The sequence below is a fragment of the Streptomyces sp. NPDC053069 genome, from assembly GCF_044546895.1.
Taxonomy (GTDB): domain Bacteria; phylum Actinomycetota; class Actinomycetes; order Streptomycetales; family Streptomycetaceae; genus Streptomyces.
Genome location: NZ_JBITZN010000017.1, coordinates 62,666 through 77,631, shown reverse-complemented (window position 1 = coordinate 77,631; position 14,966 = coordinate 62,666). Strand labels below are relative to the sequence as shown.

14 protein-coding genes are annotated in these 14,966 nt (G+C 70.7%); 6 read left to right on the top strand and 8 right to left on the bottom strand.

The features are described 5' to 3' along the window. The first annotated feature begins 46 nt into the window (after positions 1-46). Positions 47-1,441, top strand: a complete 1,395-nt coding sequence (locus ACIGXP_RS32270) for a M1 family metallopeptidase (protein ID WP_363213725.1) — start codon at positions 47-49, stop codon at positions 1,439-1,441. A 37-nt stretch (positions 1,442-1,478) separates the two neighbouring features. Here the strand turns inward: ACIGXP_RS32270 and ACIGXP_RS32265 are convergent, their stop codons facing one another. Beyond that, a complete protein-coding gene (locus ACIGXP_RS32265) occupies positions 1,479-3,035 on the bottom strand; it encodes a M4 family metallopeptidase (RefSeq protein ID WP_399774611.1) in 1,557 nt (518 codons plus the stop codon). 534 nt (positions 3,036-3,569) lie between these two features. Here ACIGXP_RS32265 and ACIGXP_RS32260 point away from each other — a divergent pair. Beyond that, positions 3,570-4,055 carry a hypothetical protein gene (locus ACIGXP_RS32260; RefSeq protein ID WP_399774415.1) on the top strand — a complete coding sequence of 162 codons (486 nt, stop codon included), beginning with the start codon at positions 3,570-3,572 and terminating at the stop codon, positions 4,053-4,055. A gap of 72 nt (positions 4,056-4,127) precedes the next feature. Here ACIGXP_RS32260 and ACIGXP_RS32255 read toward each other — a convergent pair whose 3' ends face one another. Together ACIGXP_RS32255 and ACIGXP_RS32250 are read right to left on the bottom strand one after the other, a co-directional pair. Beyond that, positions 4,128-5,087 (bottom strand): hypothetical protein, encoded by a 960-nt coding sequence (locus ACIGXP_RS32255; RefSeq protein ID WP_399774412.1) that lies wholly within the window; start codon positions 5,085-5,087, stop codon positions 4,128-4,130. A 350-nt stretch (positions 5,088-5,437) separates the two neighbouring features. Further along, complete coding sequence (locus ACIGXP_RS32250) at positions 5,438-6,013, bottom strand: TerD family protein (protein WP_363213729.1); 576 nt, start codon at positions 6,011-6,013, stop codon at positions 5,438-5,440. Between the two features lie 168 nt (positions 6,014-6,181). Here ACIGXP_RS32250 and arfB point away from each other — a divergent pair, with 168 nt between their 5' ends. Next, on the top strand, positions 6,182-6,619 hold the full coding sequence (arfB, locus tag ACIGXP_RS32245; RefSeq protein WP_399774409.1) for an alternative ribosome rescue aminoacyl-tRNA hydrolase ArfB: 438 nt from the start codon (positions 6,182-6,184) through the stop codon (positions 6,617-6,619). Between the two features lie 93 nt (positions 6,620-6,712). Next, entirely contained in the window at positions 6,713-7,573 is an 861-nt protein-coding gene (locus ACIGXP_RS32240; protein ID WP_399774406.1) for a sigma-70 family RNA polymerase sigma factor, read from the top strand. A gap of 18 nt (positions 7,574-7,591) precedes the next feature. Here ACIGXP_RS32240 and ACIGXP_RS32235 read toward each other — a convergent pair whose 3' ends face one another. After that, positions 7,592-8,050, bottom strand: coding sequence for a GNAT family N-acetyltransferase (locus ACIGXP_RS32235; protein ID WP_399774403.1), 459 nt, complete (start codon positions 8,048-8,050; stop codon positions 7,592-7,594). A 50-nt stretch (positions 8,051-8,100) separates the two neighbouring features. Continuing rightward, positions 8,101-8,673 (bottom strand): flavin reductase family protein, encoded by a 573-nt coding sequence (locus ACIGXP_RS32230; protein WP_363213733.1) that lies wholly within the window; start codon positions 8,671-8,673, stop codon positions 8,101-8,103. 336 nt (positions 8,674-9,009) lie between these two features. Here ACIGXP_RS32230 and cdgB point away from each other — a divergent pair, with 336 nt between their 5' ends. Together cdgB and ACIGXP_RS32220 are read left to right on the top strand one after the other, a co-directional pair. After that, complete coding sequence (gene cdgB / locus ACIGXP_RS32225; protein ID WP_399774399.1) at positions 9,010-10,665, top strand: diguanylate cyclase CdgB; 1,656 nt, start codon at positions 9,010-9,012, stop codon at positions 10,663-10,665. A gap of 117 nt (positions 10,666-10,782) precedes the next feature. Beyond that, the gene (locus ACIGXP_RS32220) at positions 10,783-11,706 is read left to right on the top strand and encodes a CBM35 domain-containing protein (protein ID WP_399774396.1); all 924 of its coding nucleotides are present in this window, start codon (positions 10,783-10,785) and stop codon (positions 11,704-11,706) included. A gap of 90 nt (positions 11,707-11,796) precedes the next feature. Here ACIGXP_RS32220 and ACIGXP_RS32215 read toward each other — a convergent pair whose 3' ends face one another. The 3 genes from ACIGXP_RS32215 to ACIGXP_RS32205 form a co-directional block, all read right to left on the bottom strand. Further along, the gene (locus ACIGXP_RS32215) at positions 11,797-12,726 is read right to left on the bottom strand and encodes a 1-phosphofructokinase family hexose kinase (protein ID WP_399774393.1); all 930 of its coding nucleotides are present in this window, start codon (positions 12,724-12,726) and stop codon (positions 11,797-11,799) included. A 134-nt stretch (positions 12,727-12,860) separates the two neighbouring features. Then, entirely contained in the window at positions 12,861-14,003 is a 1,143-nt protein-coding gene (gene nagA, locus ACIGXP_RS32210) for an N-acetylglucosamine-6-phosphate deacetylase (RefSeq protein ID WP_399774390.1), read from the bottom strand. Then, positions 14,003-14,965 carry an ROK family protein gene (locus tag ACIGXP_RS32205; RefSeq protein WP_399774609.1) on the bottom strand — a complete coding sequence of 321 codons (963 nt, stop codon included), beginning with the start codon at positions 14,963-14,965 and terminating at the stop codon, positions 14,003-14,005. Before ACIGXP_RS32205 ends, nagA begins: the two co-directional genes overlap by 1 nt. Position 14,966: the final 1 nt, after the last annotated feature.

Below are 14,966 nucleotides of genomic sequence, written 5' to 3'. Positions count from 1 at the left end.
ATGGTGTCATGCCTGCGTACCGGGCCCGGCGCATAAGATCACTGACATGTCCAGATCCGTGCGCCCTGCCCCGGCCGTCGCGGCCCTGCTCGTCCTCGCCCTCACCGGCACCGCGTGCAACGGCGGTGTGCACGGAACCCCGGGCGGCTCCGGCGTGCGCGACCCGTACTTCCCGAAGGCCGGCAACGGCGGCTACGACGTCGGGCACTATGACCTCACCCTCGACTACACCCCCGCCACCCGCCGTCTCACCGGTACGGCGGTCATCACCGCCCGCGCCACCCAGGACCTGTCCGCCTTCGACCTCGACCTCGCCGGGCTGGACGTCGACTCGGTCACCGTCGAGGGCAGGAAGGCCCGCTTCAACCGCGCCGGCCAGGAGCTCACCGTCCGCCCGCACGACGACCTGGGCAAGGGCGAGACCTTCCGCACGGTCGTCCGCTACTCGGGCACGCCGCGCACACTCACCGACCCCGACGGCTCCAAGGAGGGCTGGCTGCCCACCGCCGACGGCGCCCTCGGCCTCGGCGAACCCGTCGGCTCCATGGCCTGGTTCCCCGGCAACGACCACCCCTCCGACAAGGCGTCCTACGACATCACCGTCACCGTCCCCAAGGGCCTCCAGGCCGTCTCCAACGGCGAGTTGACGGACCAGGCCACCAAGGACGGCCGTACCGCCTACCACTGGCACACCGCCCAGCCCATGGCGAGCTACCTCGCCACCGTCGCCGTCGGCCACTTCGACGTCACCCGCACCACCGGCCCGCACGGGCTGCCGATCATCACCGCCGTCGACCCCGCCCAGGCGGAGGCGAGCGAGAAGGTGCTCGCGCAGCTGCCCGGCATCATCAAGTGGGAGGAGATCAACTTCGGGCCGTACCCCTTCTCCTCCGCCGGCGCGATCGTCGACCGGCCGGGCTCCGCCGACTACGCCCTGGAGACCCAGAACCGGCCCGTCATACCCGCCGACCACCTCGAAACCAGCACGCTCGTGCATGAACTCGCCCACCAGTGGTACGGCGACGCGGTCACCCCGAAGTCCTGGCAGGACATGTGGCTCAACGAGGGCTTCGCCACCTACGCGGAGTGGCTGTACGAGGAGGACCACGGCGGCAAGAGCGCCCAGCAGACCTTCACGGACCTCTACGACGGCGACAACGAGGCCGTCTGGGCCTACCCGCCCGCCAGACCGTCGAGCGCCGCCCACATCTCCGACAGCCCCGTCTACCAGCGCGGCGCGATGGTCCTGCAGAAGATCCGGCAGAAGGTCGGCGACGACACGTTCTACGACATCATCCAGGGCTGGGTCGCCGCCCGCCGGTACGGCAACGCGAGCACCGCCGACTTCACCGCGTACGTCGAGAAGAAGGCCCCGCACAAGGACTTCCGGGAGATCTGGAAGGACTGGTTGTACGGCGACCGCAAGCCGGACCGCCCGTGACGGGCGATCCGGCCACCGTACTGCCGTACCGTTACGGCTACTTGACGTTGACGGCGGTCCAGGCCGCCGCCACCGCGTTGTACTCCGCGCTGCCCGAGCCGTACAGGTCGGCCGCGGCCTGCAGGGTGCCGGTGCGGGCGCCCGCGTAGTTCGTGGTCGACGTGAAGTACGTGCTGAGGGCCTTGTACCAGATCTGGTCGGCCTTGGCCCGGCCGATGCCGGTGACCGTGGAGCCGTTGTAGGTCGGGGAGTTGTAGGAAACCCCGTTGATCGTCTTCGCGCCGCTGCCCTCGGACAGCAGGTAGAAGAAGTGGTTGGCGACACCGGACGAGTAGTGCACGTCGAGGCGGCCGACCGACTTCGACCAGTAGTCGGCGGAGCGGCCGTCCTTGCTGGGCTTGTCCATGTAGCGCAGCGGGGTGCCGTCGCCGTTGATGTCGATCTTCTCGCCGATGAGGTAGTCACCGGGGTCGGCGGCGTTGTTCGCGAAGAACTCCACCGAGGTGCCGAGGATGTCCGAGGTGGCCTCGTTCAGACCGCCGGACTCACGGCTGTAGTTGAGCTTCGCGGTGGCCGCGGTCAGGCCGTGGCTCATCTCGTGACCGGCCACGTCGAGCGAGGTCAGCGGGTCGGTGTTGTTCGCGCCGTCGCCGTACGTCATGCAGAAGCAGTTGTCGTCCCAGAACGCGTTGACGTAGGCGTTGCCGTAGTGGACGCGTGAGTAGGCGGCCTTGCCGTCGCCCGCGATGCCGTTGCGGTTGAACGCGCTCTTGTAGAAGTCCCAGGTGACGGCGGCGCCGTAGGCGGCGTCGACGGCGGCGGTCTGCCGGTTGGTCACGGTGCCGTCGCCCCAGACGTCGTCGGCGTCGTGGAAGAGGGTGCCGGTGCCGGAGGTGCCGCCCTGGAGGTCGTACGTCTTGTGGCCGCCGCGGCCGCCGTCGACGAGGTCGTAGCCGCCGGAGGCGGAGGGGGTGGTGCCGATCGTGACGGTGCCGCTGTACTGGCTGGTGCCCGTGCCGGTGTCGATGCCCTCGTAGGAGTAGAGCTTCTTGCCGGTCTGCGCGTCGGTGACGATGTGCACCTCGCTCGGGGTGCCGTCGTGCTGGACGCCCTTGACGACGGACTCGTAGGCGAGGACGGGCTTGGCACCGGCCGCCCAGACGACCTTGCGGGCGGTGGAGGCGGTGGCCCCGGCGGTGCCTGCGGCCTTGAGGGCGGTCTTCTTCGCACTCGCTGGGGAGACGGCCGCGGTGGTGGTCGGCACGGATATCCGGGCCCGGGTCGCCTTGTCGACGCCCTTGAGCGAGCCGTTCTTCGTCACGTGGGTGACCAGGTCGCCGCCGAGGACGGGGAGTCCGGCGTACGTGCGCTCGTAACGGGTGTGGACGGTACCGTCCGCGTCCTTGACCACGTCCCGGACGACCAGCTTCTCCTTGCTGCCGAGGCCGAGCTCGCGGGCCGCCGCGCCGGCGTGCTGCTGGGCCGACTCCAGGGCGGCGGCGCGGGCCGGAGCGCCGAGCGGGAGGGCGGCGGCACCGGGGGTGGGCGTGGGGGCGGCGGTGGCGGCACCGTTCTGCAGCGCGAGGACGACCATCGCGGCCGAGCCGACCAGGGCGGCGGCGCGCACGGCGGTCTTGCGGGAGGTGCGGGAAGCGTGGGGCTGCTGTCTCACTCGATCTCCTTCGTCGCTGGTCTCCGTGGGGCCGGAGACACAGGTGGGGCACAGGGGATGCACAGAGTTGCGGCGGCGAGGAGAGAGAGTGGCACCAAGGAGGCCCTGTTTGACAGGGCGGCGACAAGACTTTACATGTTCGTATCCGAAGGACGTGCTGCGGAATCCGCTATGCGGACAGGGTGCAGGGGCTCAACTCCCGGTTCGCCACGCGTGCTTGGGGCTGTCGGTGGCACACCCTGCGCACCGTGGGGGCCCGTCGAGTGGCAGGAATTCGGATCAGAGCCTTCCGCGCAAGGTCCGCCGCGCCCGGGCTCTCCAGGCGTGGGCATGACACCAATGTCTGTTATGGTCGGCCGGCTTGATCATCTGACCACCCATCATGGATCGACGAGACGCCGCGGCATGCCCGAAATCCCGGCCCGCCCGCCTCTCGCCACAACGGAGGGGATCCGTATGAAGAAGAAAATGGCCAAGGCGCTCATAGCCGCCGCGGCAGTTCCCGCCCTGCTCGTCGCCACGTCCGGCTCGGCGTCCGCGGACGACTGGGTGATGTGGCAGAACGCCAAGTCCCATCTCTTTCTGACCCACGGCTGGGGGGACTACCAGGGCCAGGTCAAGGGGGGCATGGGCGGTACCGGATGGGAACCGCAGTGGTGGGACATTCAGAACAGCGACGGCAGCTGGAATGAGACGGCGGGCACGAATGAAACCCCTGGCCCGGGCAGGTGCATGACGGGGTACTGGCGGCAGGTGTACACCGAGCCGTGCAACCCTTACCGTGACCAGACGAACAACTGGCAGCGGTGGAGGGAGATCCCGACCAACACCGGCTGGAAGCTCCAGAACGTCCAGACCGGCTGGATCCTGGACGACGAGGGACACGGCGGCATCTACGCCAACGACCACGACTACGGCAACGCCAACCAGCGTTGGAAGTAATTGACGCACCACAGGGCCTGCCGATCCACTCGACAGGCCCTGTCCTGGTGTCACTGCGTCGGCAAGGGCCCTTCAGGCGCCGTTCTTGATGATTTCCTCGGCAGCTGCGACTTTCAGCTTCTGCGTACGCCGCGCGTCCTGCAATTGTTCGGCTCGCTGCTCGATGATCTCTCGCTGATATGCGGCGGAAACCAGAGCAGCGGTCTGCACGTACCGTGCCTTCCGCTTGCATTCGATGTCCGTGACGGCGGCCGCGATCTCGGCAGGGGAGGGCGGCGGCAAGGTCGCCCCCTTGGGGACAGGCAGTCCCTTGCCGAGGAGCCTCCGGTCGTGCGCAGGGGCGAGCGGGCTGTCGTAGCGGTAGCCGGATTCCTTCATGCAGGCACTCCACTTGGCGACCGTGGCCATGACCCGGCTGTCGTGGAAGGTGGCGCTCAGGGCCTGCGACCTCAGCTGCTGGACCAGCATGAACAGCGTCTCCGGGTTCTTGCCGCCGAGTTTCTCGCGCGCCTTCCCCTCGCATCCGGGCCTGCCGTTTTTCGGGTCGCCGAAATAGGCGCGCTCCACTGCCGGAGTGATCTCGGCGTCGGCCCGTCGTCCGCTCGCCGTCTGCGGTTCCGGGGACGGCTCCCGGTACCCGTGGGCCTTGACAGCCTTCATGTCCATCACGCCGTAGAGCACATAAGGGGCAGCCGGCCGGGTTCCGTTGGCCAGCATGAGTGCCTGGGGGAGCTTCAGCCCCATGTCACGCATGCACTGCTGCGCGAGGACGTTCTCGGCCTGGGCGATCGTCCGCTCGTCCTTCACCGGGACATACGCGTCCAGGGGCAGGGACATCGAACCGTCCGGCCGCACGACCGCACCGCCGCCCTTGAAGTCGACCGGCTCGGAGGGATCGCCGCCCGCCGCCGGGACGAGCGGCGGAATCGACGGCTCCGGCCCCGAAAAGCCCTGCGGCGCGGGCTTCTTCGCCGAATCGCCGTGGTCCTGGCCCGAGGAGTTGCTGCATCCACCGGCCGCGACGACGGCCATCAGCACTGCACCGGCCACCCACAGCGGCCTGGATTCACGTATCGCTCTCATCATCCCGAAATCGATCCGAAGTGATCGGACAAGACCGGGGGTGACGGGTGCCGGGCTCACGGCGCGGTCACCACGGTGGCCGAGCCGGTCACCGGTGTCCGTCCATGAGGACGCCATATCCAGTTCGGTCCGCACGCCCGGCGAAAGTGCCGGGTCGCCCCCCGAGCAGACCCATGAGCGCCGATTCTGTCAGACGTCGCCTTTCCACGAGACGTCCGGATGATCAAGGCATCGCATGCGTCGGAGCCCCCGGCCGGACGGCCGGGGGCTCCGAGGGTTCGCTGCCGGGGCAGGCCTGCTCAGACGTTCACACCGAAGTCCTGGGCGATGCCGACCAGGCCCGAGGCGTAACCCTGGCCCACCGCGCGGAACTTCCACTCCGCGCCGTTGCGGTACAGCTCGCCGAAGATCATGGCCGTCTCGGTGGCGGCGTCCTCGGACAGGTCGTAGCGGGCGATCTCGGCGCCGCCGGCCTGGTTGACGATACGGATGTAGGCGTTGCGGACCTGGCCGAAGTTCTGGCCGCGGTTCTCGGCGTCGTAGATGGAGACCGGGAAGACGACCTTGTCGATGTCGGCCGGGAGCGCGGCCAGGTTGACGTTGATCGCCTCGTCGTCGCCCGCGCCCTCACCCGTGCGGTTGTCGCCGGTGTGGACGATGGTGTTGTCCGGGGTCTGCTTGTTGTTGAAGAACACGAAGTGCGCGTCCGAGTAGACCTTCCCCTGGCCGTTCACCGCGATGGCCGAGGCGTCCAGGTCGAAGTCCGTGCCGGTGGTGGTGCGGACGTCCCAGCCGAGGCCCACGGTGACGGCGGTCAGGCCCGGAGCCTCCTTGGTGAGCGAGACGTTGCCACCCTTGGACAGGCTTACAGCCATGTTGGGAGTCCCTTCCCTTGGATATCTGTGTATCTGTGCCGATGAACGTGCCAATGAAGCTACCGTCACCCGGGAGAACGTCGAGAGGGGTCCCGTCGGTTCCGGATCCCTTTACCTTTTTTACCGAGTCGGAAATCCAGGTGACGTGAGGCGGGCGCGACCGGGAACATGGAACGCATGTCTGGTCCCTACGTCATCCGTGGCTCCGTCTCGCTCCCCGAGGCCGAGCTGATGTGGCGTTTCTCCAGGTCGTCCGGGCCCGGCGGACAGCACGTCAACACCACTGACTCGCAGGTCGAGCTGCGTTTCGACCTGGCGCGCACCGAAGCGCTTCCCACGGTGTGGAAGGAGCGGGCGCTGCAGCGGCTCGCGGACCGGCTCGTCGACGGAGTGGTGTCCGTACGGGCCTCCGAGCACCGCTCCCAGTGGCGCAACCGCGAGGCCGCCGCCGTACGCCTCGCCTCCCTCCTCGCGGAGGCCAGCGCGCCCCCGCCCAAGCCGCGCCGGCCGACCCGGATCCCGCGCGGCATCAACGAGCGCCGGCTGCAGGAGAAGAAGCAGCGCTCGCAGACCAAGCGGGGCCGCTCGGGCCGCGACTGGGCATGAGGCCCGAGGACGGGTGTGCCCGTCACATCTCCGGCGCGGCGTTCGTCAGTGGGGCAGAGGACCACCGAGGGTGACGGAGAGGCCGGGCACACGATGAGCGACAACGGGCAGCACCGCGACGACGACGATCTTCTCGCCGAGCGGTTCGAGGCGTACCGGGGGCATCTGCGGGCCGTCGCCTACCGGATGCTGGGCTCGGCCGCCGAGGCCGAGGACGCGGTGCAGGAGACGTGGTTCCGGCTGAGCCGGTCCGACACCGGCGAGGTGAGCAACCTCGGGGGCTGGCTGACGACCGTCGTCGGCCGGGTCTGCCTCGACATGCTCCGCTCCCGCCGCTCCCGCGGTGAGGAGTCCCTGGACACCTGGCGTCCGGGAGCCTGCACCGAACCGGACCCGGCGCAGGACGCGGTGCTCGCGGACTCGGTCGGGGCGGCGCTGCTCGTCGTCCTCGACACGCTCGCGCCGGCCGAGCGGCTCGCGTTCGTGCTGCACGATTTGTTCGGGGTGCCGTTCGAGGAGGTCGCCGGCATCCTCGGGCGCACTCCGGCCGCCGCGCGGCAGCTGGCCAGCCGGGCGCGGCGCCGGGTGCGGGGCGCACAGGCGCCGGAGGCCGACCTGGCCCGGCAGCGGGAGGTGGTCGACGCCTTCCTGGCGGCCGCGCGGGACGGTGACTTCGACGGCTTGCTGGCGGTGCTCGACCCGGACGTGCTGGCCCGCAGCGACGCCGCTACGACCATCGGGGCGGCCGGGGTTGCCTCCGGCGCGAAGAGCTTCGCCCATCTGGCCCGCGTGGCGCGTCCCGCGCTGGTCGACGGGGTCACGGGGTTGGCCGTGTACATCGACGGTCGCCTGGAGCGCGCCCTGACGTTCGCCTTCGTCGCCGACCGGATCGCGTCCGTCGACATCGTGACGAACCCGGACCGGTTGGCGGAGCTGACGGTCGAGCCGGTGTAGGCCGGTTCAGGGGGGCGCCTACAGATCCAGCACCCCTACCGTCTGCTCCTCGCTCGTCTCCCCGTTCTTGTGGAAGCCCAGGCGCAGGTAGAAGTCCTCGGGGCCGTCCGGGCCGGGGTGCCAGCTGGCGTGGAGCTGCCTGCCGCCCCGGCCGCGGATCAGCTCGGCCACGGCGTCGACGGCGAACCGGCCGTATCCGCGTCCCTGGGCGTCCGCCGCGATGTTGAGGCGCCACAGCCCCGAGCGGCGCACACTGCCGTCGCCGTACCAGTCGATGTCGAGGAAGGCCATCAGAAAGCCGACGGGGCGGTCGTCGTCGACGATGAGCCGGGGCCAGGCCACGCCGGCGGGATGGACGTACGCCTCGGCGAGGGACCGTACGACCGGCTGGACCGCGTGTTCCTGGTCGGGGCGGATCCGGATGCCGATCGCGGCGTCGAAGTTCGCGGGGGTGACTTCTTCCAGACGAGGTGTCATCGGGACACCGTAGGCACGCGTTTCACGCCCCGGCCACGCAATATCGGGGCTCAGCCCACATGCCGGTACCGGCCGCGGAAGTACAGCAGCGGGCCCCCTTCCGCGCTCGGTACCTGCGCGGTCAGGACGCGGCCGATGACGAGGGTGTGGTCGCCGGCCGTCACCCGCTGCTCGGTGCGGCACTCCAGCGTGGCCAGCGCGCCGCCGACCAGCGGGGCGCCGGTGGCCTCGCCGCGGACGTAGGCGATGTCCTCGAAGAGCAGCCGGTCGCTGATGCGGCCCTTCATGGCGAAGCGGCCCGCGATGTGCCGCTGGCTCTCGGCGAGCACCGACACCGCCCACAGGGGCTGCTCGTCGAGCAGGTCGTCCATGCGGGAGCCCTCGCGCAGGCTGACCAGGACCAGCGGCGGGTCGAGGGAGACGGACATGAAGGCGGTGGCGGTCATGCCGACGTCCTCCATGCCGGGCGCGTCCGGGTCGTCCGGGTCCAGCGGCGGCTCCTGCGCGGTCACCAGGACGACCCCGGCGGCCAGTCGGGACATCGCGGCCCGGAACTCGTCGTTGCTCACCCCCTCAGCATGCCCGGAAGCTGCGGCGGCGGTGTGGGAGGGAGTCTTCAGCACGCCGGAAACGCTAGTCTCCGCCCTGCGCGGGCCACATCGGGCCTCGGCCCGAACCGGGACCTAGGACCAACGGACGACCGCTGTGTGCATCCTGCGAACAGGCCCGCAAAGCCTGCGTTCGGTAAACGCAGGGGAAAGTGCAGAAACTCCACTCAATTGTTCATGTTCTCCTGTGACTTGAGTCACAAGAGGCAGGAATTGTTGACCCTGTGTACCGAGTGGGCAGCGCGCTGTGATTCAGTGGCGGGGAAACTGGAAGAGCACCGTAAGCGGCACCGTTGAGAAGCGCCGAAGACAACCCTTGATTCGCTGCGAGGTCTCGGGGGGAGGGCGAGCATGGAGACCGAGTCGGAGCCGTACGTCCGTCTTGCGTCCCTGCGACAGCTGCACCAGGTCATGGCCGACATGAACACGGCACGCAGCCTGGCGGACACACTGCAGACCGTCTCCGACGGCGCCGTGCACGCCCTCGGATACGAGATGGCGTGCGTCAACCTCGTGCGCCCCGACGGCGACCTCGTCGTTGCCGCGTTCTCCGGCAACTCCGCCGCCGAGGCCCTGATCACCGGCCGGGTCGGCTCCCGCGAGTCCTGGGAGCGGCGGCTGAACATGGGCGAGCGCTGGGGCGACCTGGTCTTCATACCGCACACCGAGGGCTGGGTCCTCGACGACGACGACGTCCCCCAGTGGTACACCGACGGCCCGGCGCCCCGCTTCGAGGACGAGTGGCACCCCGCCGACCGCCTCTTCGCCCCCATGTACACACCGGGCGTGCAGGGCGGCTCCCGCGGCGAGCTGCTCGGGGTGATCTCCGTCGACCGGCCGCGCAACGGCCGCCACCCCGGCGCCTGGGGCCGCGAGGCCCTGCAGATGTACGCCTTCCAGGCCGCCATCGCGATCAGCAACGCGCGTCTACGTGCCAACATGCAGCGCGCCCTGGTCCGCCTGGAACGCGAGCAGCAGGCCCTGCGCGCCAGCGAGGAATCCTTCCGGCAGGCCTTCGAGTACGCCCCCTCCGGCATGGCCATCGCCGAGATGGGCGGCGACCAGCACGGCCGCATCCTGCGCAGCAACGACGCCCTGTGCCGCCTCCTGGGCCGCCCCGCCTCCGCGATGCGCCGCTACTCCTTCTCCGACCTGGTGCACCCCGAGGACATCGGCACCCTGCTGCGCACCTCGGCGGAGGGCGGCCGCGCGGAACTCCGCCTGGGCCGCCGCGACGGCAGCTACGTATGGGTCTCGCTGCGCAACTCGGTCGTCGCGGACGCCGCCGACGGGCCCCGTTTCCTGCTCACCCACGTCGAGGACATAGAGGAACGCAAGCGCCGCGAGCTGCAGCTCGCCCACCGCGCCTCCCATGACTCCCTGACCGGCCTGCCGAACTCCGCGGAGCTGCGCTCGCGCCTGTCGGCCCGGCTGTGCCGGCGCCCGGCCCACACCGGCGACCTGGAGTCCCTGGACGCGGCCTACGGCCACCCGGCCTTCGACGCGTCCGTGGCCCACGGCTTCGACTACCGGCCGGGCACGGAGGCGTACGACACCTTCGACCACCACGTCCACACGGTCGCCCCGGAGGACGGCCGCGACGACGGCACCAAGGGCCTCGCGGTCCTCTTCTGCGACCTGGACGGCTTCAAGTCGATCAACGACCGCTTCGGTCACAACGCGGGCGACGCGGTCCTCATCGAAGTCGCACGCAGGTTGACGCGTGGGGTCCGCGACGGCGACACGGTGGCCCGCCTGGGCGGCGACGAGTTCGTGATCCTCGCCGACGGCCTCGGCCGGGCCGACGCCCAGGACCTCGCCGTACGGCTGCGCAACGAGATCATCCAGCCGATCCGGGCCGAGGGACGGGCCGTCCGGGTGGGCGCGAGCTTCGGCATCGGCTGGGCGCACTGCGGCATGACTGCGGACGAAGTGTTGAAGTCAGCCGACGAGCGTATGTACGTAGAGAAACGATCTCGTCCCAAACAACACCGACGCGCCGGGTGATCCCCAGGTCAGGGACCTGATGCGATTCGAGTCACCCGTTTGGGCCAGCCGGAGCGGGTAGGCTCGCTGTTCCATACCCGTATCGCATCCGCCCGCACCCGCTGAGGAGACCAAGGGATGACGCCCGGCGAAAACGGCCCGAGCACGCCCGAGGACGACGACCCGTTCGGCTATCTGTACGCCGACGGCCAGGCCAGAGGAGCCCAGCCGCCGTCCGGCGGTTACGGCTACCCGAACTCGGTCAGCAGGGTGCGTACGGTCGGCGAGCGCCAGTACGGCCAGCAGCAGCCGTCGTACGGCCAGGTACCGCAACAGGCCGCCTACGGCCAGCCGAACACCCACTACCAGGCCCCGGAAACCCTCCCCGGCGGTGCCCCGCCCTCCCGCCCCCCGGCCCAGCCCGCCCCGGCCCGCCGCGGCCCCAACACCAAGGGCCTGCTGATCGGCGCGATCGCGGTGGTCGCGGCGGTGGTGGTCGGCATCGGCGTGGCGATGCTCGACGGCAACGACGACAAGAAGAACGCCAACCAGGCGAACACGACCCCGACCCAGTCCCAGAGCCACTCGCCCAGCCCGTCGAGCAGCAGCTCTTTGGCGCCGGGGGAGCTGCCGAAGACGGACGCGAGCGCGCTGCAGCTCGGGCCCGGTGTGACGACAGCGTCGACTACCAAGGGGGCGCAGGCCAAGGGTGGCAGCTACGTGACGGGCTTCAACCAGGTCGGAGCCTCGGTCACCTGGACCGTCAACGGCATCCCCAAGTCCGGCAAGTACAGCGTGTACGTCGGTTACAGCGTCCCCGGCAAGGACGGCACCGCCACCCTCACGGTCAACGGCACGGCTTCCGAGAGGCCCGTCGACCTGAAGAACTGGACGCACGCCGCCGAGGGCGACTATGAGAACGGCTGGACGAAGACCTACAACTGGATCCAGCTCAACAAGGGCACGAACACCATCAAGCTCTCGTGCGAGCAGGGCAACCAGTGCGACGCCCTCATCGACCAGATGTGGCTGGTCAACGGCTGGGTCAACTCTGGCGGCTGAGCCACGGTACGGCGCCCCCAGGACATGGCCGCCGGGGCGTCAGCCCTGACGGCCCGGCCCTCCTGTACACCCGCTCGGAAGAGGGGGGAATCACGCCGCGCTGACCACCCCGGTCACCGTCACCCGCCCCCGCAGCTCCTCGTACACCGCCGGATCGAACTCCCCGGCGGCCGGGGCCCGTACCGTCGCTGCCGACAGTGCGACCGCCCGGGACAGGCGGTCCGGCCAGGGGAGTTGTTCCACCAGCCCGGACAGCAGGCCGGCGACCGCCGAGTCGCCCGCGCCGGTCGGGTTGCCGGGGATGCGGGCCGGCGGGGTGGCGCGCCAGCGGCCCTCGGGGGTGACGGCCAGGAGGCCCTGGGCGCCGAGGGAGGCGACGACCGCCTGGGCGCCGCGGCGGCGGGCGTCCTGGGTGGCGCGCAACGGTTCGTGGGAGCCGGTGAGTTCGGCCAGTTCGTCGGCGTTGGGCTTGATGAGGTCGGGGCGGGCCGCCACTCCGCGGCGCAGGGGTTCGCCGCTGGTGTCCAGCAGCACGAAAACGCCGTGGGCGCGGGCCGACCGGACCAGGTTCGCGTACGCCCCCACCGGGACGCCAGGGGGCAGGCTGCCGCACAGGGCCACTGCCGAGACGGACGGCAGCAGTTCCTCGTAGCGGTCCAGGAACGTGCCCCACTCGGTCGGTGCGATGTGCGGGCCGGGCTCGTTCAGCTGGGTCGTGTCACCCGCGAGTTCGTCCACGATCGCGATCGTGCGCCGGGTCGCACCGGCGACCGGGACCAGTGCGTCCGTCAGCCGGGGTACGTCGGTGAGCCGGTCGCGTATCGCCCGGCCGGTCCCGCCGCCCGCGAAGCCCGTGACCGTCACCTCGTGGCCGAGCGCGGCCAGCACACGGGCCACGTTCACGCCCTTGCCGCCGGGCCGTTCGATGACCTCCGAGACCCGGTGCGAGGCGTGCGGCCGTAGTGACCGCACGCGATAGGTGAGGTCGAGAGCGGTGTTCAGCGTGACCGTGAGGATCACCCGGTCCGGCCTCCCTCGAAGTCCCTTGCGCCTGTCATCGCGCCCGTCATCGGTTTCCGGGGCCCGATCATGCCAAACAGACGGCGGTCGGCCCAGTCAGGAGTCGGCCGCTGTCGGAGGAAAAGAAGGGCAGATCAGGCCAGTTGGGGAGCGACCACCCACTCTCCCCGGCGCATCACGCCCCGCACGTCGAAGTCCGCGTCCAGCAGGACCAGGTCCGCGTCCTTGCCGGGCTCCAGGGAGCCGATGCGGTCGAAGAGGCCGAGGAGGCGGGCGGGGTTCACCGACAGCGCCGTCACCGCGTCCTGCACCGACAGCTTGTCGACGGTCACCGCCCGCTTGAACGCCCGGTCCTGGGTCAGCGTGGAGCCCGCGATCGAGCCGCCCTCCACCAGCCGTGCCACCCCCTCGCTGACCTCGACCTCCAGCGGCCCGAGCATGTAGCGGCCGTCGCCGATGCCGGCCGCGTCCATCGCGTCCGTGATGAAGGCGACGCGGGAGGCGCCCGCGTGGTGGAAGGCCAGCTCCAGCGCGGCGGGGTGGAGGTGCACGCCGTCGTTGATCAGCTCGACCGTGACACGCTCGTCCTCCAGCAGGGCGGCGATCGGACCGGGGGCGCGGTGGTTCAGGGCCGGCATCGCGTTGAACAGGTGGGTGGCGACCGTGGCGCCCGCGTCGATGGCCTCGACCGTCTGCTCGTACGTCGCGTCCGTGTGCCCGATCGCCGCGATGACGCCGTGCTCGGCGAGCAGCCGTACGGAGTCGATGCCGCCCGGCAGCTCGGTGGCGAGGGTGACCATCGTCGCCCTGCCGCGCGCCGCGTCGATCAGCTTGCGCACCTCGGCCGGCTCCGGGTCGCGCAGCAGCTCCTCGGAGTGCGCGCCCTTGCGGCACGGCGAGATGAACGGCCCCTCGAAGTGGATGCCGGCGATCTCCCCCTGCTCGGCCAGCTCGCTCAGCAGCCCGGCCTGCGTCACCAGCAGGTCCATCTCGTCGGTGACGGTCGAGGCGACGAGGGTGGTGGTGCCGTGCAGACGGTGCGTACGGATGGCTTTCAGTACGTCGTCGGCCGTACCGGAGAAGGAGGCCCCGCCGCCGCCGTGGTTGTGGATGTCGACGAAGCCGGGGACCACCCAGTGGCCGCTCACGTCGAGTACCTCGGCGTCCTCGGGAGCGGCCGCCGTGATCTTCGTACCCCCGACGGCAACGCGCCCGTCGTCCACCACTCCGCCGGGCAGCACCACCCGAGCACCTGCGAGAACCAAGCTGGGAGCCATCAGGCGGTTACCTCCGAGGGGTCGGTGGAGTCGGGGTCGAGGTCGGTGGAGTCGAGCAGGTCGCGGGCGAGGAGGCCCGCGCCCAGGCAGCCGGCGGTGTCGCCGAGGGCGGCGGGCACGATGGCCGGCAGTTTCTGGAAGGTGACCCGCCGCCGGACGGCGTCCCGCAGCGGTGGGAACAACACTTCCCCCGCCTCGGCGAGACCGCCACCGATGATCAGGGTGCGCGGGTCCAGCAGGGTGAGCGCGGTGACCAGGCCGTCGGCGAGCGCGTCGATCGCCTCCTGCCAGACCCGGACGGCGTTCGGGTCACCGGACGCGACGGCCCTGGCGCAGTCGGCGGCGTCCGCGTCCGGGTCCCCGCAGGCCGCCGCCCAGGCCTCGCCGACGGCGGACGCGGAGGCGTACCGCTCCAGGCAGCCGCGCTGCCCGCAGGGGCAGGGAATCCCGCCGGGTCGTACGACCACGTGCCCGATCTCGCCGGCGAAGCCGTGCGCGCCCGCCTCCACCCGGCCGGCGATGCCGATGGCGCCCGCGATCCCGGTGCCGAGCGGCACGAACAGGAACCGGTCGGCGCCCCGGCCCGCGCCGATCCGGCCCTCGGCGAGGCCGCCGGTGCGCACGTCGTGGCCGAGGGCGACGGGGATGCCGAGCCGCTGCGTGAGCAGCGCGCGCAGGGGTACGTCCCGCCAGCCGAGGTTGGCCGCGTACGCGGCGATGCCCTGCTCCTCGTCGACGATGCCGGGGACCGCGATGCCGGCAGCGGCGGCGGCCTCCCCGTAGCGCTCCACGCCGTGGGTGTGCAGCTCCGCGGCGAAGTCGAGGATTGCCGCGACCACCGCGTCCGGTCCGCGTTCGCGTCCGGTGGGGCGGCGGGCGCGGTGGAGCAGTTCGCCGTCGTCGCCGACGAGGGCCGCCTTCATCCCGGTACCGCCCACGTCCAGGGCGATGACATGTCTCACC